Raw genomic sequence first — 20,926 nt, 5'->3', positions numbered from 1 at the left:
AGGTATCCCATGTCCTCCCGTCCCATCCAGGCGGCTGCCGTGAGCGCCGCCGTCCGTGAAGCTGCGGATCTACTGCAGGGCGCCATCGATACCGGCAATCCGTGTCTGCCGGTCCGCGACTTTTTCAGTTTCGGCGACGTCGAAGCCGCCTACTCGGTGCAACGGCTGAACACCGAGCGTGCCGTGGCCGAGGGGCGACGCTTGGCGGCCGCAAGATCGGCTTGACATCGCCCACCGTCCAGCGCCAGCTCGGTGTCGCGCAGCCCGACTTTGGGGCGCTGTTCACCGACATGGCCGTGGCCGACGGCGGGCTCGTGCCCGTCCAGCGGCTGCTGCAGCCGAAGGTCGAGGCCGAGGTTGCGCTCGTCCTGACCGACGACCTGCCGAACCCCAGCTGTACCGTGGCAGAACTCGTACGTGCCACCGGGTTCGCCGTTGCCGCGCTGGAAATCGTGGACAGTCGGATCGCCGCCTGGGATATCTCCATCGTCGACACTGTTGCGGACAACGCCTCGTCCGGCCTGTTCGTGCTGGGCGGCACCAGGGTGACGCTCGACCGCGTAGACCTGCGGTCGGTGCGCATGACGTTGTCTCGTCACGGCACTGTGGTGTCGGAGGGCAGCGGTGCAGACTGCCTCGGCAGCCCCCTCAACGCCGCGCTCTGGCTGGCGTCCACGCTGGCCCGCCGAGGAGACCCGCTGCGGGCGGGGGACGTGGTGCTGACGGGCGCGCTCGGGCCGATGGTCGCCGCCGCGCCGGGCGACGTCTTTCACGCCGAACTCTCCGGACTCGGTTCGGTACGGGTCGTCTTCGCCGCCGAAGGAGAATCCCTGTGAGCAAGGCGAAAGTTGCCGTCATCGGGTCGGGCAACATCGGCACAGACCTGATGATCAAGGTACTGCGGCTGTCCGAAACCCTCGAGATTGCCGCGATGGCCGGCATCGATCCGGATTCCGACGGCCTCGCCCGCGCTCGTCGGCTGAAGCTCGCGACGACACACGAAGGCGTCGACGGGCTCGTGCGGTTGGACGAGTTCACCGACGTCCGCTACGTCTTCGACGCGACCTCCGCCGGGGCGCACCAGTACCACGATGAAGTCCTGCGCGCGCTGGGCCGGACGGTCATCGACCTCACACCGGCTGCCGTAGGTCCCTACGTTGTGCCGCCGGTCAACCTGGAGGCTCACCTCGACGCCCCGAACGTGAACATGGTGACCTGCGGCGGCCAAGCGACGATCCCGATCGTCGCGGCGGTCGCCGCGGTCACGCCGGTGCATTACGCGGAGATCGTTGCCTCGATCTCGTCACGGTCCGCCGGGCCCGGCACGCGAGCGAACATCGACGAGTTCACCGAGACCACTACCGCGGCGATCGAACAGGTGGGCGGCGCGGAGCGAGGCAAAGCGATCATTGTGCTGAATCCCGCGGAGCCGCCGCTGATCATGCGCGACACTGTGTACTGTCTGGTCTCGGACGATGATACCGAGGCGATCACGGCGTCGGTCGAGACGATGGTCGGCAGGGTGCAGGCCTATGTACCCGGCTACCGGCTCAAGCAGAAGGTGCAGTTCGACGCGGTCGCCGTGGATGATCCACTGCGCGCGCTGCTGCCAAGCGGCGCGGCTCCGGTGAAGGTGTCGGTCTTCCTGGAGGTCGAAGGCGCCGCGCACTATTTGCCCGCATACGCCGGGAACCTCGACATCATGACCTCTGCGGCGCTGGGCACCGCCGAACGTATCGCCGCACGTCGCTCGGGTGAAGGGAGTGCCCGATGAACCGGTTGTACATCCAGGATGTGACCCTGCGGGACGGGATGCACGCCGTCCGGCACCGCTACTCCGTCGAGCAGGCCAGGGCGATTGCGTCGGCTCTAGACGCTGCCGGGGTCGCGGCCATCGAGATCGCCCATGGCGACGGACTTTCCGGTTCCAGCATCAATTATGGCGTCGGCGCCCACACCGACTGGGACTGGATCGAGGCGGTGTGCGACGCCGCCCGCCGAGCAGTGCCGACCACGTTGCTGCTGCCCGGGATTGGCACGCTGCACGACCTTCGGCAGGCGTATGCCCTGGGCGTCCGCTCGGTACGGGTCGCCACCCACTGCACCGAAGCCGACATCTCCGCTCAGCACATCAGCGCCGCTCGTGAAATGGGTATGGACGTCTCGGGATTCCTGATGATGTCCCACATGGCCGAGCCCGCAGAGTTGGTTCGCCAGGCCAAGCTCATGGAGTCCTACGGAGCCTGCTGCGTCTATGTCACCGATTCGGGTGGGCGGCTGACGATGGACGATGTGCGCGAACGCTTCCGCGCCTACCGTGACGGCTTGGACTCCGCTACGGAGCTGGGAATCCACGCCCACCACAACCTCGCCCTGGGCGTCGCCAACAGCGTCGTTGCGGTGGAGAACGGCGCCACTCGCGTCGATGCCTCACTTGCCGGCCAGGGGGCTGGAGCCGGAAACTGCCCGCTCGAAGCCTTCATCGCTGTCGCCGATCTGATGGGCTTCGAGCACGGGTGCGAGTTGTTCCCGCTGATGGACGCCGCTGATGACCTCGTTCGGCCGTTGCAGGATCGCGAGGTCCGCGTGGACCGGGAAACCCTCAGCCTGGGCTACGCGGGCGTCTACTCGAGTTTTCTGCGCCACGCCGAGGCGGCGGCCACTCGATACGGCCTGGATACCCGAACAATTCTCGTGGAGGTCGGTCGTCGCAGTATGGTCGGCGGGCAGGAGGACATGATCATTGACATCGCCCTTGACCTGGCCGGTGCCGGGCGTGGCGAGCCGTGAGGTCCTACTCAGGGGTGCGCCGAAGGTGAATGGTTTGGCACTGACTAGTACCATCGGCGATGACGTCGGCAGCCTGGATCACCAGGTCGCGGGGCGGCGTGCCGGGCGGTGGTGAAGCTGGCGCGGTCGGGGTCTACCTCGAGTTGGGTGATGGTGGCGTCGGCCATGGCGATGCGCAGCGGTTGGTAGGTCACCAGCAGGGCATAGACCTCCTGCTCGATTCCGCCGGGGGTGCGAGCGCGCAGCACGCGGCCGTCCAGGATGGACGACTTCAGCTCTAGGTAGGCGGTCTCGATCTCCCAGCGCTGGTGATACAGCTGGATCAGTTCGGCGGCCGGGTAGCGGTGGTGGTCCAGCAGGGTGGTGGCCAGCCGGTAGGTTCCGGTGTGGTGGCCGGCGGTGGCGTGGATGGTGATCTCGGCCTCGATGACGCGCACACGCACGGCGCCGAGTGTCGACAGGTAGGAGCCGTCGCGGTAGCGGGCCAGCACCGGCATCTTGCGGTCGTTCTTCAGCCGCACCAGTACCTCGGCCCCGGTCGCGGCGACGTCGGCGATCAGGTCTTTGGCGGCGAAGTTTCGGTCGGCCAGCAGGATCATCCTGGGCCGCAGACTGCGCAGCAGCGTAGGTGGTCTCACCCGTGGTGGTGGGGCCGAAGACCGCGTCGATGAGGTTGCGGGTGCCGCAGGCCACCAGCGCCAGCAGGCGCAGCTGAGGGTAGCCGGTGCCGCCGTGATTGCCAGCCTGCTTGGTGAAGCGGGTCAGCACCGCCGGGCTGTTGGGCACGGTCATGGTGGTGCCGTCGATCGCGCACACCAGCAGCCCGCGCCACCAGGGTCCGCGCTGCCGCGGTATGGCTGCTAGGCCGCGCAGCAGGTCGAACAACCACCGCAGCGGCGCGACCCCGATCCGGCGGCGGGCCTGCGCTAACGCACCCGCGGTCGGTGTCGCGGTCCGGATAGCGTCCAGAGGCCTGCGGTGAGTTTGCGCCACACCCGGATACCCGATCTCGGGAAACAGACAAGCGGCCAGCAGCAGGTAGATCACCACCCGCGACGGCAGGTCCCGCAGCCGGGACTGTGTGGTGCCGGTGGCGGCCAGTGCTTCATCGACCATCTCGAACGGCAGGTGCTGGGTCAGCTCACCAAGATGACCGGGCGCGGACCGGCCCGCCGCTACAGTGATGACACGAGTGATGACAGAATTCACGCTCAGCGGAGCTCCTGGTGGCGAGGATGGGTCCTGATCGCTACGCGCCTGAGGATGGAAGCGCCGAGGGTGCTGAGGGATCGCCCTGCTGGCAACGAACCGCCGCACGAGTGGAAGAGTGGAGGTGACGGTTGCAGTGCATCTCCGTCGAGCGCGGTCTGGCGCAGGGGATAGATGATGTCAAGCCGGGCCAGTAGGGCAGTCTGGCGATGTGCAGCGATCGACCACTGGTGCGGCCTGATCGGCCGTGAAGATCCGCGATGAACTACTGTAACGGCCCCAAAGACAGAGCAGCGTAGCCACGGGTTGATGACGATGGAGTGCCGGACTTCACGCGGTTATGCCTGGAGCAACCCTGGAGCACACGGGCGTGTTGAACGGCATGGAAACGGTGCCAACGGCAATCAAGGGCAACGTTTGACTACCGGATTCTCGTCTTGCTACCGTTGACCTGCGAACGGAGAGTAGCCCTAATCTCACTGGCAGTGAGGGGGTCAGGGGTTCGAGTCCCCTTAGAGCGTGTCTCGTTTGGATCTTGACCCGTCGTCCGGGATGATCGTCCATTGTGGTTGATGCGTTGTCGTGGCGGTTGGTTCCTGATGAGTTGTGGGAGCTGGTTGAGCCCTTGATTCCCGAGGTCAAGGACCGGCCGCAGGGTGGTGGTCGGGCTCCTGCGAATCCTCGGATGGTGTTCACGGCGATCGTGTACGTGCTCACCAGTGGGTGTGCCTGGCGGTGGCTGCCGCCATCGTTCGGGGTCAAGGTCCCGACTGCGCACCGGTGGTTCGTGCGCTGGACCGAGGCGGGCTTGTGGGCACGGATCCATCACGCGGTGCTGGACGAGTTAGGTGGTCAGGGCTTGATCGACTGGTCCCGCGCGGTGGTGGATGCCGCCCACGTGCGGGCCAAAAAGGGGGACCTATGACTGGTCCGAGCCCGGTCGACCGTGGGAAACCCGGTTCGAAGCTTCATGTGCTCTCCGACGCCACTGGATTACCAATGGCCACCGGGATCTCGGCAGGCAACACGGCTGATGGCGACGCGATGATCCCGCTGGTCAACGCGATCCCGCCGGTCCGTTCCCGACGTGGGCCGCGGCGCCGCAAGCCGGCGAAGCTGCATGGCGACAAGGCTTACAACAGCCGCGAACGTCGCCGATGGTTACGAGACAGGGGAATCCGGCCTCGGCTGGCACGCAAGGATATCGAGTCCAAGGAGCGCCTCGGCCGCCACCGGTGGGTCATCGAACGCTCCATGGCCTCGCGCTGGCCGCCGCCCTCGTCTGCTTCAAACGACTCCAACAAACCAACTGAGACAAGCTCTTAGCTCCACCCTGTGATGAGTCGGGACATCGTTCATGGATGTTTCGGGTCATCGTTCATAGTGGGAGGGCCCGGCCATCGGCCGGGCTCTTTTTCTTGGTTGCGCCAGTAGGTGCGGTTGGGGTCGATGGTGTGGGTGGCGATGATTTCGCTGGTGTCGAGGTGGATGACCGTGGCCTGGGTGGTGTCGATGAGGATCACGATGTGCTTGTGGCGGTGAGTGATGCCGACTCCGAGGTGGTGCATGTGTCCGGCTCGGCGGAGGGAAAGTTTGCCGAATTTGTCGACGTGGTCGAAGCGGATGCGGTAGTGCCCGGCGTGGGTGGTGGGGTCGGGTCGTGCGGTGGGGCGGGCTTGGTAGGCCTGGGCGGGAGTGTGGCGGTTCAGGGCGCGGTGGGGGCGGGCGGTGTTGTAGATGGTGCGGAACGTGTCGAGTTGGACTTGCAGGGTGGGCAGGTCGGCTGCGGGTGGGCGAGTGGCGAGCCAGCGTTTGAGGGTCTGGTGGAAACGTTCGATCTTGCCCTGGGTTTGGGGGTGGCCGGGATGGCCGTTTTTCTGTGTGATCCCGAGTGCGGCCAGTACGTATTCGAACGCGTTGCGGCCGCCGGTGAATCGGGAGGTGTAGACCGAGCCGTTGTCGGTAAGGGTTGAGATGGGTGGGCCGTATTCGTTGATGGTGCGGGTGAAGGTGTCGACGACGAGGTCGCCGGTGACACGGTTGTGGGCGGTGATCGACAGCAGGTAGCGGGAGTGGTCGTCGAGCCAGTTCAGGATTTCGACGTCCGTGCCGTCTGCCAGGCGCCAATGGATGAAGTCGGATTGCCAGGTCTCGTTGGGTTGTTCGGCGGCGAACCGGTGCAGCGAGGCGCGGGGACGCTTGGCGGGTTCGGGGCGGATGAGACCGGCGTGGTGCAGGATTCGGCGGATGGTCGACAACGCTGGTGCGGGCAGGTTTTCGGCCTGCAGATGCCAGCCGATCGTCGCCGGGCCGGCGTCAAGTCCATCGATCGTGAGCTTCTCTCGCAGCTCAAGGATTCGGGTGCGGACGTGCTCGGGGGTGGCGCGTGGGTTCGTTCGCGGGCAGCGGGAGCGGGGCTCGAGCCCGGCCAGACCATCGGCCTCATAGCGCTGGACGAGAGTGTGGACCCAGCGCCACGACACGCCGTACCGGCGAGCTGCTTAGGGTCGCCCAGGTCTAGGATCAGCAAGCAGCTGACAGTAGGTTGGTGTTCTGGATCGGCGGTAGGCCGTCATCGAGACCGCGCAGCCGGTCGTAGATGTTGCGCATCGTGGCCTTGTCTGGAATGTGCTGTCCGCCTGCCGCGCGCTCCAGAATGGTCAGCGTGCTCACTAGCAAGATCGACCCCACAGCTTGACCGCTGGCCCGGAGCCGTCTGAGTCGGTTGATCTCCGAAGTGGCGATCCGCGCTCCTGACCCGTCGTCGATAAGCACGGTCATTGTCTCGCCAGATTCGGCGGCGACGACCGCGTGCGCGATGACCATCGTCTCGCCCAGATCTTTCGGGTGTTTCAGCCGTTCTTCCATGGGTAGCTGGGTGATCCGGTGGACGACCGCAGCAAGTTCGGGTGTCTGGTCATCGGAGAGTATCTGCACCCACTTGGGCGTCAGCTTTTGCCAGACCACTGCCGCGGAGCGGAAGCGCCCATCCTGCCGGGCCTTGCGGAGCACTTCGTCTTGTACGGTCTCCGGGGTGCTGAGCGGACCCAGGATCTCGATGAGGAGACGCTCTTTGTTGATCGAGAGAAAATTCAGGCCGGGGCCGGCGTCGATGATCGGCCGGTGGCTCATCCTGAATCTCTCTCTGCCGCCGTAACCTGGCCGTTGTCATCTGGCGCGTTGAGATCCTCTTCCAGAACCGCCAGATCTACGTGCACGTCGGGTAGTTCGGTCGGAGCGGCCCACGCGATCTCCTGTTCGGCGGGCACGACACCTGCCTCACGCAGGTCCGCCTCGGCGGCCTCCAGTGTGATGCCGCGCAAGGTGGCGATGGCTTGCGCAGGCACCACCGCCTCCGCGTAGCCCCTGATCGCGCGGGCGAGCAACTGTTGCGGTGCCCTCCGCTGATCGGAGTCGGCCTGCAACGCGCGGTACTGATCGCTCCACCCGAACCGGGATGCCACTTGTGGCGCGGTCAGCGCCATCCACTCCTGCTTGGTGCCGTCTTCGATGTAATTGGCTTGGTGCAGCGCGATGGCGGCAATCTGGGGTGATACCAAGAATCGCTGAACGACTGCCGAGAGGGTGACTTGGGTCACGAACTCTCGATCTCCGAGGAACTCACGCAAGCCCTCGACCGGTACAAGCAGGTGCCGCGCAAAGGCGTCGGCTCGAATCTCCACGGGGCTGCGTTCGCTCCAGTTGTTCGTGCCGTTGTCCGCCCAGTCCTCGAACAGCACGTGGCCAAGTTCGTGGGCAAGCGTGCTGCGTTGTCGCATCGGGTTCGGGGTCCGCGCGACGCCGATGAATACGGCACCTCGCGCAGGGTCTCGCATCGTCAGGCCGTGTTCCTCCGGGCCGACATCGAGTACGGCCACGTCGATCTTGGTTGCCTGCTCGATGACCGCCACAAGGTCACCCAACGGCTGCACGCCCAGGTGGTGCTCTTGGCGGAACCGCGCGGCGGCGGTACGTCCTTCAGTCTCAGCGCTCAAGATTGTCTATCCACATCAGACCGTGGCGGGGATGGCCTGGTCGTCCAAGTAGTTGTCCAGCTCCAGGAAGTGCAACAGCGCCTCACGCATGCGGTCCATGTCGGAGTCGTTGGTGGCGCGGGCGGCGCACTGCACTCGGTCGGCCACCGTCCCAGCTTCGATGAGTTGGGCGACCGTATGTCCAGTTGCCCACGCGATCGCGACCACCTCAGGCATCTTCGCCGCTCTGTCCCCGGAGATGATCCGCGACAAGGTGGGCTGCGAGATGCCAGCAGCGTCCGCAAGGGCGCGCTGACTGAGGCCCGAAACAATGCGGGCACGCTCTATGAGCACACCGGCACCCGTTGTCATCACAGCCACCCTTCATGGACTGAATCATGATCGGTCGATGTGATTCAGTGTAGCTGAGTGCGGCATGTGACGCTAGGAGCCATGACTGGACTACTGCGCGAGCGGGACGCCCAGTCGATCGTGTGTCCCCGTGGACGGTGTGGGTCGTCGACTGGTCACATTGACAAGAAGCAATCCGGTGCGTCTGCTCGTCGATAGCCACTCCTGCTCAACGTGTTGCTGGTCGGCGGGGGTCGGGGAAGCCGAGGCTGACGTACCCTGGTGCGCGTTTGGCCAGGGAAGAGGCCAGGACGCCGGTGTTGATGTCGTGGTAGTCGTGGACTTCGGCGGTGGCCTTGCCGGCGTGTGCGCGGAGGATCCGACCCGCGTATTGGACGAGGCGTCCCTTGAACGCGATCGGTGCGGAGAGGAACAGGGTGTCCAGTGCGGGGCAGTCGAATCCTTCACCGACGAATGGTCCGGTCGCGACGACCAGCAGTGGTACTCCGTTCGCAGGTTGGAGGCGGGGCCAGAGCATCGCGGCGGGCGGTCGCGCTCATGCCGCCGCGCAGCACGATCGGGTCGAGCGAGCGTCGCCGGAGCTCGTCGGCGAACCGTTCGACATGGGTGGTCCATTGTGTGAGCAGCAGGCAGTGTCGACCTTGTTTCAGCGCGGCAGTCACGTCGTCGGCGATCTGGGTGAGGCGGGTGTCGTCGGCCACAAGATCGCGGTAGATGGCCGCCATCCCGCCGGGCTTTGTCGGGTCGGCGTCACCGGTGTAGCGGTAGGCGGTGTCGTGCACATGGAGCACCGGCTTCGGACGCTGCGCAGTCGTGTCCAATTCGAGTTGGGATGCGCTGTCCTCGCCGGGGCGGCTTGATGGGGCGATGGTATGCCGGATCGGGCCCAGCTGGAGGGCTATCAGGTCGTCGAGTTTGTCGCGTCGGTACGGGGTGGCGGTGAGTCCGAGCCAGCGGCGAGCCGGGATCTGCTTGACGGCGAGCTCGAACGCCGCGGCCGGGATGTGGTGGCACTCATCGACGACGACCAGCCCGTAGCCGCTGGCGACCTCCTCGATGTCGGTCTTGCGGGCCAGCGTTTGCAGCATGACGACATCAACCACGCCCTGGGTTTTGCGGCGACCGCCGCCGAGTTGGCCGGCTTTGACGCCCAGCAGTTCACTGATCCGGGTGCGCCACTGGTCGGCCAGGGTCTTGCGGTCGACCAGCACGAGCGTGGAGATCGCGTGGGTGGCGATGACCGCGCAGGCCATCACGGTCTTGCCCGCACCCGGTGGCGCGACCAGCACACCAAGATCATGGTCGCGCAGATCGTCTACGGCGGCTTGCTGCTGACGGGTCAGCGTAGCGGCGAAGGTGAGCTCCCGTGTCTCGCCGGCCTGCCGCTCGTCGATCGCCTCGAGGCGGCTGCCTGCCTGCTCGACCAGCGAGGCCACCGTGTCGTGCAGCCCCCGAGGCAGGATGAGCCCGCCGTCGAGAGTCTCGCGGGAGCTGCGCAGGAACCGCGGTGTGTCCCACGTGGATATTCGGAGTCGCTGGCGCTCGTAGAACACCGGATTCGGCATCGACGCCGCGTGCTTTAGCGTCGCGTGCAACGCCGGGGTCAGCTCGTCTGATTCCAGGCGGATTCCCGAGCTGAGCCGGGCGTGCACGATGGGGGGTGCGGCGGTACGGATCTGGGTCGAGACCGCAGCGCCGATCTTGTCGATGCTGGCGCCGACTGTGACTCCACCGGCGCGGCGCGCGACCCGATTGACCTCGGCAGGGCTCATTCGGCCGATCGAGGACAGGTACGCCCACTGGTCATCGTGTGGTTCCATCGTCGCCAGATCGAGGAACGCCGTCGCGCCGTCCTGGCGGGTCTTGCCGTGCAGCGGTGCGGCGATCAGATTCCCTACGCCGCCCGAGGGCAGCACGTCCTGTGCCGGGAAGAGTCGGTCGTAGCTGGCCAGGTCCATACGGCCACGCACTGCCATCGCCTCCCGCAAGAGGGCGGTGCCAAGTCGGCGAGCCGTCTCCGCGGGCACGGGTGCGGTGAAGAATACCCATGCATGTGCGCCGACGCCCGAGCGCGAGACCTCCAGCGCGGCTGGCACCGAGCACGCCCTGGCGGCCTTCAGGTAGGCCAGGGCGTCCAGCATCGCCATCGGGCCGTCGAAGTCGGCCGCCAGCCAACCAGCTTTGCCAGTACGTGCGTTCTCCCATCGCGTGGCGTAGATGTCGGTGCGGGCGGCGAACAGGGCGGCGAAGAAATCGCCCTTCACCTCCGGGCCGATCGCCGGTCAACCGGGGCCGGGGTGCGCTTCGAAGAAGCCGGTTTGAATCGGGCCGGGCGGAGCTGCCTGTTTCGGTGTCAGCTCCAGCAGCCGCAACAACCGCGCGTTCTCCGTACGCAACTGCGTTGTCAACTCACGGAGCTCCGTGAGTTCCTCCGCAAGCTCCGCTGGCTGGAGATCGTCTTTCACAGAGCCCACCGTAGATGGGTCAGATGCGTGCCTGGTTGAGGCGATCGATGAGGCTGGGTTTGCGTGCATGCGTTTGCCGCAACGCGATGGTACGGGTAGTGAACGTGTCGTAGCGATCCTCGCGTTCGGCCAACGCCTGCAGATCGGTGAGCAGCGTGATGGCGGCGTCATACTCGGCCGGCTTCCGGGTGGCGATCATCGCCTCGACGCGCGACCACGCGGCGTCTTCCTCAGCGGCCAGTGTGTCGAGTCGTCGTTCGCGAGCCTGCAGGCGCGCCTGTTCCTGGCGTGCCTCGTCTTCGGCGTGCTCGGCGGCCAGCCGACGCTCGCGGTCGGCTCGTCGCCGCGCCGCGTTGTCGAGTAGGTCGGCCACGTTCCGGCGGGCTGGGACGGGGATGATCGGAGCGGTGTCGCCGCGGAAACGGCGCAGCAACTCCATCTGCACCCGCACCGCCTCACCCTGCGCTACCCGCGCCAAGAGCCGGTCCTTCTCGGTGACCGGCAGGCGAGCCACCCACACGGTGAGGTCGTCAGGGTCGTCGTTCGGCGCGCCTAGCTGTGGTGAAGTCTGAGCCGCGGTCGCGATCAGATCGTCGTCGAGGCGGAGAAAGTCGGCCAGCGCCCGCTGCGCGGCAGTGAGCGTGCCCAGTCCGGGCGGAACAGGTGGTTCGAGATCGTCGTCAGCATCACGATCGAAAACGTCTTCATCGCGCTCCCAGGCACCGTAGGCTGCCAGCCAGGCGAGATAGAGCGGCCGGAGATCACCGGCGGCGAGTTCGGCGCGAACTCCGAGGATCGTGGACAGCAGGTTCTCGGGGTCGTAGTCGAAGTCGAACTCACCAGCGTGGTCCTCGCTGGTGAAGTCGAGCACGATGAACTCGTCCGTGACGCAGGCACTTGCCTCGTCACCGACGCAGTAGTCCTCGACGACATCGGGATCGAGCAGATCGCACGGCAGCCGGAACATCACCCGGTGGGTACCCCAGTTGGCGACATACAGGTGCGCGTCGTAGTAGCGCTCCATCAACCGGCGCGGATCACCCTTGAAGTCGCCCCAGTGGTACTCGTTCACGAAGCTGGTCGAAGAGATCCGCGCCCGGGTGGACAGCGACCGGACCGCAGCTTGTTCGCCATCGTCCAGCGGCCGGTCGATCGCCAGGAACTCGTAGTACTGGTACTCGCTCACGGTCCGTCCAGTTCGTCGGCATTGGTGAACGGCTTCGCCCGGAAACTCGAGTCGTCGCCCAGGTGGAAGAACAGATGGCCCTCGATCGTGGTGTCGTCCACCAGTACTGCCCAGCCGCGTCCGCTGACCTGATCGCCCTCGTCGGAACCTTCCCAGGTGAATTCCACGCCGGGCCGGCTGTCCCGCTCGACCGGGCGGCAGTCCAGCCAACCACGGACGGCGATGAAGCCGAACTGGCCGGTCCCGTTCCGGGCGAACTCGACGTAACCCGGCTCGACCAGGTCGATCGCCTCGCGGTCCCAGCCACTCATCGCCACGATCCGCCATCGACCGGACATCCGGGCGTTGAACTTCGGAGCCCTTACCATGGGATATCAGCGTAGTGAACTCGGCGAGATCGATTCGACGTACCACCGTCTGACGGTGCACCGGGAGAATCCCAGTACATCAAGACCGAGGTCGACCATGCGTATCGCGGCTGGGGACGCCGCGTTCGCGGAGTTTGGTCAGCACCGTGGTGTGATCGACGCCCAGGTGTTCGCCGACTCGTGCCAGGGACCAGCCGAGATTGTAGAGGTGGATGGCGTCGTCGACCTGCTCAGGGGAGAGACCGCGGCGGCGCATCGGCACGTCGTGTCGTTTGAGGATGTTGCTGACCGTCCGCCGCTCGATGCCGAACCGGTCGCCCAGCTCGTACACCGTCGCTCCGGCTTGATAACCGGCGATGAGTTCCCGGACCTGGTCGGCGTCGAGTTGCCGTGCACGACCTGGCTTCGGCCGGTCGGCGGGCGGCGGAGCGGGCGTCGTGGGGTCGGGCAGCTTCCGGAGCAGCGCCTCAAGGGCTTCTACCTGGGGTTTTGTGTTGTAGTAAGTTCCCCCAAGGTCCACCAAATTAGTCATTGTGCGAACCGCTCCTTTCGAGGCCGTTTCCGCTGGTGAGGCGGAAGCGGCCTCTTCGTTGTGCCGGGGCTGGGGGATGCGGAAGACCGGGACGAGCCGGTCTGGCCCGGTGATCTTGACCTGGGGTACTAGGGCTTCGATGAGGGCCTTGCGTTGGTTCGCGGTGCCGCCGTCGATGATCTCGTTGATGTGGTCGGCGACCTCGGTCAGCGTGGTGATGTCGGGGGCGGCGGGCTGATCGTCGATCGCGGCGGCGAGTTCCGTACGGCGGGCACGGAGCTGCTTGGTCTGCTCGCGCAGGGCGGGGAGCCGGTCGGCGACCATGTCCTCATCGAGGGTGCCGCGCTCGAACGCGGAGAGGTAGCGGTCAATCGCGGCGTTGACCTTGTTCAGTTCGGTGTCGACCGCGGCGAGTTCGGCGTGGCGGTCGGCGTGGCCTGCTTCGTGTTCTTGCTGGGCCGTGCTGATCGCATCGGTGATCAGGGTGTGTTGGTCGCGGTAGAAGCAGCCAAGTGCGTGGAGCACGGCGGCGTCGACAGCGTCGGCGTTGAGCCGTGGGGTGTCGCACTTGCTGGAGTCGTAGCGGGCGCGGGTGAAGCAGGTGTAATACCGGTAGGTTTTGCTCCGGCCGGTGGCGCGGGTGCCGAGCATGGCTTTGCTGCACTGGGGGCAGCGCATACGACCGGTGAGCATGTAGTCGTAACCGGAAGCGGCGCGGTGGGAGTGGTCTTCGCCGCGTTCGGCGAGGATGCGTTCGGCGTGCTCGAACGTTTCGCTGTCGACGAGCGGGGCGTGGCAGTCTTCGACGGTGATGCCGCGGAAGGCCAGCTCACCGATGTAGATGCGGTTGGAGAGCACCCGTAGGACTTGGTAAGCGGACCAGGTGCCGCCGTTGGTGGTGCGGTGCCCGCGTTCGTTGAGCAGGGTGGCGATGGAGCTGGAGCCGAGCCGGTCGCGGGTGTAGCTGCGGAAGATGAGTCGGACGACCGCGACTTCGTCGGCATGGGGGACGAGGCGGTGGGTGCCACTGTCGACGGTGTAGCCGAAGGGACGGCGTCCGCCCTTCCACAAACCCTTGGCGGCCTTGCGTTCCATGCCAGCGATGACGCGCTCGATGATGCTGTCGCGCTCGAACTGAGCGAACATGCCCAGCATCTGCACCAGCATCCGGCCCATCGGAGTGGAGGTGTCGAACGGCTCGGTTGCGCTGCGGAACACCACTCCGAGCTGGTCCAGCTCGTCGAGCAAGGTGACCGTGTCGCGCAGGTTCCGGGAAAACCGGTCGACCCGGTAGACCAACAGCACATCGATGAGGCCCGCGCGAGCCGCCTGCAGCGCCCGTTGTAGGTCGGGGCGGTTGGTGCTGCCACCGGAGGCGTCGTCGGAAAACCTCATCGCCACTTGCCATCCGGGCTGGGAGCCGACGTAGGAGTCCAGCCGCTCGTCTTGCACTTCGATCGAGTACGGCTGGTTCTCGTCGTCGGTGGAGCGCCGGGTGTAGATGCCCACCCGGACGGTGTCGAGGTCGTCGAGGCTGCCGGCTCTCTTCGTACGTTGTGCAGTGGCGGATCGCGCCATCGACAAACTCCCTTGTTGGACTGCGATGTGTAGCTTTCGCAACCGCCGAGGCCGGAAGGCTCGGCCTCGGCGGTTCGAGGCCGGGGCCTCGCGTCACGCAGCGTCGTCGGCTTCGTCCGGACTGTGCTGCTGTGCGTGTTTCCATTGGTTGATCAGCTCGGCCAGCGCGGTGACAGCGAGCCGGTACTGCTCGTCGGTCATGTGCGTGGTCTCGATGTGATCGATGTGAACCGTAACGCCGGCGCTGTCGGCATCGCGGGTGAACGGGACCACGGTGTTCGGTTGCTGGTCTGGGTCGTCCTTGGTTTCGTCGTGGTCGATGGGGGGTCCGTCAGCGCACATGGGCGCACCTCCGAGCCCGCGAGCCCGCTGATGAGCGGGAGGTCGCGGGTGCTGGTCGGCGGGCGTGGGCAACCGTCGACGCAGCGGACACGACCCCAGCCGGGGCACCCGCGCCTGTACCCGGCGGGGCTTGATGGGGTGCGGGCACGCGCCATGACGCGCGCTGTGGTGGCTGGGGGTGTCGGCGCGGGCGATCGGTAGGGCTTCGACTCCCCGACTGCACTGGGGCACCCGTCGGGGCCAGCGATCCACCGACCGACTGGACCCCTGGTGTCCCGGCGCAGCTAGCGCGGGGACGGTCGACGCGGGGTCCAGATTCAAGAGCTGAGAATCGTGATCCTTCGGCGAAGGTCAGTTCAGTGTCATCGATCAGCTCACGGGTCACCGCCTTTCGCGATGGCTGGATGGATTCGATGGGAGGAGGCGGCGCTCGGGTCAGGCCGCTTCGGGCAGGTCGATGCCGGCGGGCTGGCTGTCGGCCAGTCGGCGCAAGGCGATGTCGTGGTAGTCACGACGCAGGTCGATGCCTTGGTAGAAGCGTCCGAGCTGGCGGGCGGCGAGCCCGGTCGTGCCGGCACCGGAGAACGGGTCGAGGACGCGGCCGTCCTCGGGGCATCCGGCAGCGATGCAGCGCCAGGGAAGGTCGATGGGAAACGGCGCGCAGTGCGCCTCCGGCAATGGCCGAGTCGACATTGACCACACATCGCCCGGGTTCTTTCCTCGGGCTTGTGGGCGCCACGGGGATTTGACCGTGTGCGGCTTATTACCCCCGCGATGGTCTTTGCGATGAGCGGGACGTTCCTGCGAGAGAGGTTCAAGGACCCGGCTCGCGTCCACGTGGTAATCCGGCTGCTTGACCAAGAGGAAGACCATCTCATAACGCGAAGAGAACCTGTCCGTCGCGGGGTCGGGAATGCTGTTGGGCTTGTGCCAGACAATCGCGTTACGAATAATCCACCCTTGCATTTGCAGATGTAAGGCGACGCGCCACGGAATGCCCATCAAGCTCTTGTGGCGAACGACCTGACCAGACTCCTCGGGGCCGATTTCTCGGGTGCTTCCGGTGCCATTGTTGTGATAACTGTAGCCATCCCGGATATTAAGCCAGAACGTTCCTTTTGCGGTGAGGAGCCGCGCTATTTCGGCGCTTGCCTCGCCGAGCTTGTGAACGTATTCATCGATCGTTGACTCAAGGCCGTATTGCTTGTCGAGTGAAGTCGCACCGCAGCGTCGACAATGCTTCTCGGCACGGGCGCGATGACCACCAATCCCGGTTTTCTTCACAGACCGTCGCTGATGCGGTGTCGTGCCGAGCGTGTGTCGGCACCGCGGGTTTCCACCGAACCATTCGGCAGTTCCGTAATCGCGCAGACCCCACTGCGGCGGCGAGGTCACCACGCAATCCACCGATGCGCTCGGCAGCGCGGCCATCACGTCAATGGCATCGCCGACGTGCAATTCCGTCCCCGGGTCGCGGTAGTAGAGACTGCTCACTGCCCACCGCCTTTCACGGGGTGGCGCGTGGCTGGCGGAAGCTGGAAGACCAGGACATCGAGGTGCGTCGGCTGGGTGGCGCGGCAACCGTGCAGGTCGGTGCCCTCCGGGTCGTCTCCCACGCCGGTGCTCTGCCGCGGCCGGAGCTGATGACGGTGCATCGGGGCGGTCAGGGCGATGCAGTGATCGGTGGGCACCAGCCCGACCGCGTCCGCGGCCTCGTGGGTCTGTCCCGGCAAGTCCACGAGGCGTCCACGGCGCCGCCAGGGGCGGCAGGTGATCACGACGTGCCCGCCGGGCCAGACCCAGTCGGCGATCGCGTCGAGGTCTTCATACAGCCCAACCAGGACCCGGCTGGGGTCGCTTGCCAGGGTGTGGCGCAGGCCGGTCAGCACGAGGTCGACCGCGCCGGGCAGGTTGGCGGCGCGCGGGTCGTCGATGCTGTTCAGAAGGGTGGTGTAACCGGTGCTGCCGGCGAGTCGCGCGAGGTCGAGGTTGGCTTCCAGTGCGGACTCCCAGCGGGGCTGGGTAGGCAGGGCCAGGGCGTAGCGGCCGGCGCGGACAGCCTCGGCAAGCACCAGACCGGGGCCGGGGTTGGGATCGCAGACGATCTCGCCGGGGTCGGTGTAGGTCTCGATGATCCAGCGAGCGATGGCCGGGGTCAGCGCGGTGTCGGAGCGCGTGGCGCCGATGTGCCGGCCGACGATCTGCTGGCGAGGTGAGCGGTTCCCAGCGGCCCACACGCTGGCCGGGCGCACGAGGTTCTTAGGCATGACGGGGCTCCAGCGACGGGATCGAGGGGCGGAACACGCAGGCGGTGGCGTGGATGCGGCGATGAGCGCCGAGGGCGACGGCGCGCTGGCTGTGCCGGGTCGTCGGCGGCGCGGTACTCGGGGCGTCGTGCGCCAGGATCAGCCGGTCGGTCAACGTCAGGCCGACCAGTGCCGCGGCCCGCACGATGGTCCCGGGGTGCGCCGCCCGCGCCTCCAGCTTGTGATTACTGTGCGTGAGAACGATGAGGGCGCCGTCAGGAGCAAGCAGTGGCGCCCAGTCGGCCATCAGACCGGGATCGGTCGGCTGGGGCACGCAGCCGCAGACGATCACAGCGAACCGGTCCGGGTTCCGCTCGTGGGCGCGGCGGGCGGACGGGGACACGGTCGGTTCCGCGACCGACGGCTGCTCGGGTCCGGGTCCGGACTCGGACCCAGGTACGGCTCCAGTCGGGGCCTCGCCGCGGTCGAGAAGGTGATCACCGAGTGCCGGTCGGGGCAGCTCGGTGACCGCGCCGCGGGCGAGTCGCAGGACCGTCTCCGCAAGGCGGTCGCGGTGCTCGCCGCTCGCGGGTGATCCAGGCTCGGCGGCGTCGGCGAGCGCGACCCGGTCGCCGGGGTTGCTGTAGGCGGTGACGACGACGCGGACGGCGGTGGCGATCCTCTCCTCATGACCGGCGTCGGCGGCGAGGCGGCAGAACCGGACGCTTGCCGGCACGGCATCCGCAGGGCCGCGACGGCGCCCTGAGGCGTGCCGGTGAGGGCGCGCTTGCGGCGGGGACGACGCGGGCTGGATGGGCTCGTGCGAGTCGGGGGCGCTCGGGATCGGCGGTGGCGACATGACAGGCGCTCCATGATCGTCGCGGTCGGGCAAGGACATCCCTGAAGTCCGCGAAACCGGGCGCGATTGGACACGAACCCAGAGAACATCGAAGTGATTCAAGTCACAGAATCCATGACGGTCGGTAACGGCTTGGCTTGTCCGGCCGGGGCCGCTTGTTGATCTTTTCCGCCCTGGTTGCTGATCGACTTCGCGTCCGTTTGCGGGCCGGATTCGTGATCACGAACGGGGCCGTTCAAGATCGCCCCGGAAACTCGTCGAGATCAACTCTCTTGTTTCGGCGGGAACAGTCTGTCGGGTGACAGCAACGGAACAAGAGATGACTAACGCGGCAGCGCACAGCTTTGCTGGCGCCCATATTCGCGATCTCGGGTCGAGCGACTTGTTGATCTTCTTGTTCCGAGACAAGGAGATCGTTTTAAGCAGTTCTTAGTACGGAACCGTGCGCTGCGCTGTTCCGCGCCTGGCCCTCTCGGCGGCGTCGTTGACCGCCGTTCGAGAGGAGCCACGAGATGGCACGCCCCTCGGTTTCTGAGCACGCAGAGAGGCCCGCTAACCCCCTGGATGCCGCCCGCGCCGCGTTCGCGTGGCTGACCGCCGGGGACCACCCGGTGGCGGTGGACGGGCGGAAGTTCGACCACCTGCCCAACCGCGAGATCCCCGTCGACGAACTCCGCGATCTGCTGCTGCGCCGGTCCTGCCCGCGCCGAGTGTGGGACCAGGTCTGGCGGCACGTGATCACACGCGCCCGCAGCGAGGGCGGTACGTGGACGATCGTGGCCGTCGGGCTCGCCCTGCCGATGTTGACCCCCATGGCGGCCCGGCTGACCGACCGGTACGCCGGCGACCCAGCCGACATCCACTCCGAGATCGTGCAGGGCTTCCTCGACGCCCTGCAGACGATCGACCTCACCAAGCCGCGGATCACGATCCGCCTGCGGTGGGCCGCCTACCGCTCCGGGCACCGGGCGCTCACCGCAGCGCTGGACGGGCCCACGCCGAAGGCGCCCGGGTTCTTCTCCGCCGAGCCGAAGCCACCGTCGGGCCACCCGGACTTGGTCCTCGCCCGCGCGGTTCAGGTCGGAGTCCTGACCCCGACCGAGGCCGAGGTGATCTCGGAGACCCGGCTCGGCGACACCCTGCTGCACGACTGGGCCGCCCACCACAAGATCGAGTTCTGGGCCGCCTACAAGACCCGCAAGCGGGCCGAGTACCGACTCGCCGCCTGGCTGACCGAGTCCGCCGACGGCTCCGCCGAGAGCGACCCCACGGGCGAGGCGGCCACGTCGCAGACCTCGCCCGGCGCTCCGTCGGACACCCCAGGGCAGTCACAGAGCGTAGCGAAAAAAGTCGACGAGGGCCTGTCCAATGAGCCCCCGAAATCCGGACTTCAGGGCCGCGGGTGATCCCTGCCCGCTTCTCGCGCTCTTCGCCCGCTGGAAAGCCCTGGAGGTCCACGATGCGCTCGATCGCGCCCTCTGCTCGCCCCGCCGCCGGCGGTCGCACGCCGCGTCGCCGGGCCGGCCGGGTCCTTGCCGTGGCTGTGCTCGTCGCCGCCGGCTTGGTGGTCACCGCCGCCTCGGCCTCGGCCGAGACCACGCACGTGGTCGCGCTGGCCCGCTCGGTCGACGAAGTCCTGAACAACATCCGCAACTGGCTCATGGGCATTCTCGCCCTGCTCGCCACGGTCTTCCTCACGATCGGCGGGGTCCGCTACGTGCTGGCAGGCGGCGACCCCAGTGAGGTCGAGAAGGCCAAACAGTCCTTCAAGTCGGCGGGCTTCGGCTACGGCCTGGCCGCGCTGGCGCCCCTGGTGGTCGAGATCCTCAAAGGGATCGTGGGGGCCTGATCGCATGCCGGCCACCGCAACCCCCACTCCTGGGGCCGGCCACCGGTTCGGCCGCGCGTTCGCCGCGGTGGCCGCCCTGCTTGCCCTCAGCGTTCTGGCCGGCATCGCCGGCGCAGGCATGGCCTTGGCCCAGCCCGCACCCGCACCCGCACCCGCACCCACACCCTCGGCATCGGCGCCCTCACTACCGGCGCCGGTGCCGCCCCCGGCTCTGCCGTCGCCGACCCTCGACGGCTGTGCCCCGGATTCGCCGATTCCGGCGTGCCACATGACCCCGCCGGCTCCAGGACAGCCGAGCCCGACGGCACCGCAGCAGCCAGCCGCGCAGCCGCCGTGCCAGGGGCCGGGGTGCATTCCGCAGCCCATTACGCCGGCACCACCACCGCCGTCTGGTCACCAGCCGGGCCAACCTGGCGGCCAGGATTCCCAGCAGGAATCCTCGTGCGGAATCACCGACATCCCGGCCTGTGTGTCGGATGCGATCGAGTCGTTCTTCCGCGATCTGGTCACGCCCGGTTTGAACAGCCTGCTGGACCTGCTCGCGAAGTCATTGCTGGTCACGCCTCAGTTGGACCAACTGCCGGTCATGGGACAGATATGGGGCAATTCGCAGCAGATCGTCATCGCGGTCTACGCGACGCTCATCCTGGTGGCGGGCATCATCGTCATGGCCCACGAGACCTTGCAGACCCGGCACTCGATCAAGGAAATCCTTCCCCGGGTGATCGTTGGGTTCCTCGCCGCCAACCTGTCGTTGTTCTTCGGCGGCAAGGTGATCGAAATCGGTAACGCACTCTCGCGCGCAGTCCTTGGCGATCAGTTAGATCCCGAGACTGCGGCTCGCGCGATGACCGACACATTGATGCATGATCTCGACGGAGGCGGGCTTTTCGTCATCTTCATCGCGCTTGCACTCGTCGTCATGCTCGTCGCGGTTTTGCTCACCTACATCGTCCGCGTCACTCTGACCATCATTTTGCTTGCGGCTGCCCCGATCTTGCTGATGTGTCACGCGCTTCCGCAAACCGAAGGTATCGCGTTCTGGTGGTGGAAAGCATTCGCCGGGGTGATGGCCATTCAAGTTGGTCAATCGCTTGCCTTGGTTGCGGCGATCAAGCTCTTCTTTTGGCCCGGCGGCATCACTCTGTTCAACTAA

At 66.7% G+C, this 20,926-nt stretch carries 20 protein-coding genes and 3 pseudogenes; 8 read left to right on the top strand and 15 right to left on the bottom strand.

The window, feature by feature from the left end; translation table 11 throughout:
- The first annotated feature begins 9 nt into the window (after positions 1-9).
- From A37U_RS54550 to dmpG, 4 genes are read left to right on the top strand one after another with little or no spacing between them, the layout of a single operon-like run.
- On the top strand, positions 10-225 hold the full coding sequence (locus tag A37U_RS54550; RefSeq protein WP_276143300.1) for a hypothetical protein: 216 nt from the start codon (positions 10-12) through the stop codon (positions 223-225).
- Positions 222-836 (top strand): 2-keto-4-pentenoate hydratase, encoded by a 615-nt coding sequence (locus A37U_RS46730; protein WP_276143298.1) that lies wholly within the window; start codon positions 222-224, stop codon positions 834-836. Before A37U_RS54550 ends, A37U_RS46730 begins: the two co-directional genes overlap by 4 nt.
- Positions 833-1,774, top strand: a complete 942-nt coding sequence (locus tag A37U_RS0133540) for an acetaldehyde dehydrogenase (acetylating) (protein WP_020501043.1) — start codon at positions 833-835, stop codon at positions 1,772-1,774. Before A37U_RS46730 ends, A37U_RS0133540 begins: the two co-directional genes overlap by 4 nt.
- On the top strand, positions 1,771-2,790 hold the full coding sequence (dmpG, locus tag A37U_RS0133535) for a 4-hydroxy-2-oxovalerate aldolase (RefSeq protein WP_020501042.1): 1,020 nt from the start codon (positions 1,771-1,773) through the stop codon (positions 2,788-2,790). The genes A37U_RS0133540 and dmpG overlap by 4 nt, the downstream gene beginning before the upstream one ends.
- 44 nt (positions 2,791-2,834) lie before the next feature.
- On the opposite strand, the gene A37U_RS53235 is transcribed toward dmpG, so the two are convergent.
- Both A37U_RS53235 and A37U_RS55185 read right to left on the bottom strand, forming a co-directional pair.
- The gene (locus tag A37U_RS53235; protein WP_211323229.1) at positions 2,835-3,428 is read right to left on the bottom strand and encodes a transposase; all 594 of its coding nucleotides are present in this window, start codon (positions 3,426-3,428) and stop codon (positions 2,835-2,837) included.
- Positions 3,429-3,678: 250 nt separating this feature from the next.
- Positions 3,679-3,999: pseudogene (locus A37U_RS55185) on the bottom strand (transposase domain-containing protein); the annotation flags it as partial.
- 565 nt (positions 4,000-4,564) lie between these two features.
- On the opposite strand from A37U_RS55185, the pseudogene A37U_RS50520 reads away from it, so the two are divergent.
- Positions 4,565-5,259 (top strand): annotated as a pseudogene (locus A37U_RS50520) (IS5 family transposase); the annotation flags it as partial.
- A 95-nt stretch (positions 5,260-5,354) separates the two neighbouring features.
- Here the strand turns inward: A37U_RS50520 and A37U_RS46720 are convergent.
- From A37U_RS46720 to A37U_RS0133465, 13 genes and pseudogenes are all read right to left on the bottom strand, one after another.
- A pseudogene (locus A37U_RS46720) lies at positions 5,355-6,500 on the bottom strand (IS481 family transposase); the annotation flags it as partial.
- 22 nt (positions 6,501-6,522) lie between these two features.
- On the bottom strand, positions 6,523-7,131 hold the full coding sequence (locus tag A37U_RS0133515; RefSeq protein WP_020501039.1) for a PIN domain-containing protein: 609 nt from the start codon (positions 7,129-7,131) through the stop codon (positions 6,523-6,525).
- Positions 7,128-7,994, bottom strand: coding sequence for an ImmA/IrrE family metallo-endopeptidase (locus tag A37U_RS0133510; protein ID WP_026197878.1), 867 nt, complete (start codon positions 7,992-7,994; stop codon positions 7,128-7,130). The genes A37U_RS0133515 and A37U_RS0133510 overlap by 4 nt, the downstream gene beginning before the upstream one ends.
- A gap of 15 nt (positions 7,995-8,009) precedes the next feature.
- Positions 8,010-8,345, bottom strand: coding sequence for a helix-turn-helix domain-containing protein (locus A37U_RS0133505; protein ID WP_020501037.1), 336 nt, complete (start codon positions 8,343-8,345; stop codon positions 8,010-8,012).
- Between the two features lie 443 nt (positions 8,346-8,788).
- Positions 8,789-10,609 (bottom strand): TOTE conflict system archaeo-eukaryotic primase domain-containing protein, encoded by a 1,821-nt coding sequence (locus A37U_RS46715; RefSeq protein ID WP_205623087.1) that lies wholly within the window; start codon positions 10,607-10,609, stop codon positions 8,789-8,791.
- Positions 10,610-10,627: 18 nt separating this feature from the next.
- Positions 10,628-10,810, bottom strand: coding sequence for a hypothetical protein (locus A37U_RS53225; RefSeq protein ID WP_205623086.1), 183 nt, complete (start codon positions 10,808-10,810; stop codon positions 10,628-10,630).
- Positions 10,811-10,829: 19 nt separating this feature from the next.
- A complete protein-coding gene (locus tag A37U_RS0133495) occupies positions 10,830-11,996 on the bottom strand; it encodes a hypothetical protein (protein WP_020501035.1) in 1,167 nt (388 codons plus the stop codon).
- Positions 11,993-12,364: a hypothetical protein gene (locus tag A37U_RS0133490; protein WP_020501034.1), complete on the bottom strand. Its 372-nt coding sequence runs from the start codon at positions 12,362-12,364 to the stop codon at positions 11,993-11,995. The genes A37U_RS0133495 and A37U_RS0133490 overlap by 4 nt, the downstream gene beginning before the upstream one ends.
- A gap of 79 nt (positions 12,365-12,443) precedes the next feature.
- Entirely contained in the window at positions 12,444-14,474 is a 2,031-nt protein-coding gene (locus tag A37U_RS46710) for a recombinase family protein (protein ID WP_020501033.1), read from the bottom strand.
- Positions 14,475-14,567: 93 nt separating this feature from the next.
- A complete protein-coding gene (locus A37U_RS0133480; protein ID WP_020501032.1) occupies positions 14,568-14,816 on the bottom strand; it encodes a hypothetical protein in 249 nt (82 codons plus the stop codon).
- A gap of 435 nt (positions 14,817-15,251) precedes the next feature.
- Positions 15,252-16,310, bottom strand: coding sequence for a DNA-methyltransferase (locus A37U_RS50515; RefSeq protein WP_083934145.1), 1,059 nt, complete (start codon positions 16,308-16,310; stop codon positions 15,252-15,254).
- On the bottom strand, positions 16,307-17,083 hold the full coding sequence (locus tag A37U_RS0133470; protein ID WP_020501030.1) for a TRM11 family methyltransferase: 777 nt from the start codon (positions 17,081-17,083) through the stop codon (positions 16,307-16,309). The genes A37U_RS50515 and A37U_RS0133470 overlap by 4 nt, the downstream gene beginning before the upstream one ends.
- Positions 17,076-17,798 (bottom strand): hypothetical protein, encoded by a 723-nt coding sequence (locus tag A37U_RS0133465; RefSeq protein WP_020501029.1) that lies wholly within the window; start codon positions 17,796-17,798, stop codon positions 17,076-17,078. Before A37U_RS0133465 ends, A37U_RS0133470 begins: the two co-directional genes overlap by 8 nt.
- Before the next feature lie 635 nt (positions 17,799-18,433).
- Between A37U_RS0133465 and A37U_RS0133455 the strand changes: the two genes are divergently transcribed.
- Genes A37U_RS0133455 through A37U_RS54160 form a run of 3 tightly spaced genes read left to right on the top strand, consistent with a single transcriptional unit; the run spans position 18,434 to position 20,926 of the window.
- Entirely contained in the window at positions 18,434-19,327 is an 894-nt protein-coding gene (locus A37U_RS0133455; protein ID WP_020501027.1) for a hypothetical protein, read from the top strand.
- A gap of 53 nt (positions 19,328-19,380) precedes the next feature.
- The gene (locus A37U_RS0133450; protein WP_240437765.1) at positions 19,381-19,770 is read left to right on the top strand and encodes a pilin; all 390 of its coding nucleotides are present in this window, start codon (positions 19,381-19,383) and stop codon (positions 19,768-19,770) included.
- Positions 19,771-19,774: 4 nt separating this feature from the next.
- On the top strand, positions 19,775-20,926 hold the full coding sequence (locus A37U_RS54160; RefSeq protein WP_240437764.1) for a TrbL/VirB6 family protein: 1,152 nt from the start codon (positions 19,775-19,777) through the stop codon (positions 20,924-20,926).

Source organism: Sciscionella marina DSM 45152, assembly GCF_000379465.1.
GTDB classification, from domain to species: Bacteria; Actinomycetota; Actinomycetes; order Mycobacteriales; family Pseudonocardiaceae; genus Sciscionella; species Sciscionella marina.
The sequence above is the reverse complement of the archived record's forward strand: the minus strand, read 5'-3'. Positions and strand labels throughout refer to the sequence as shown.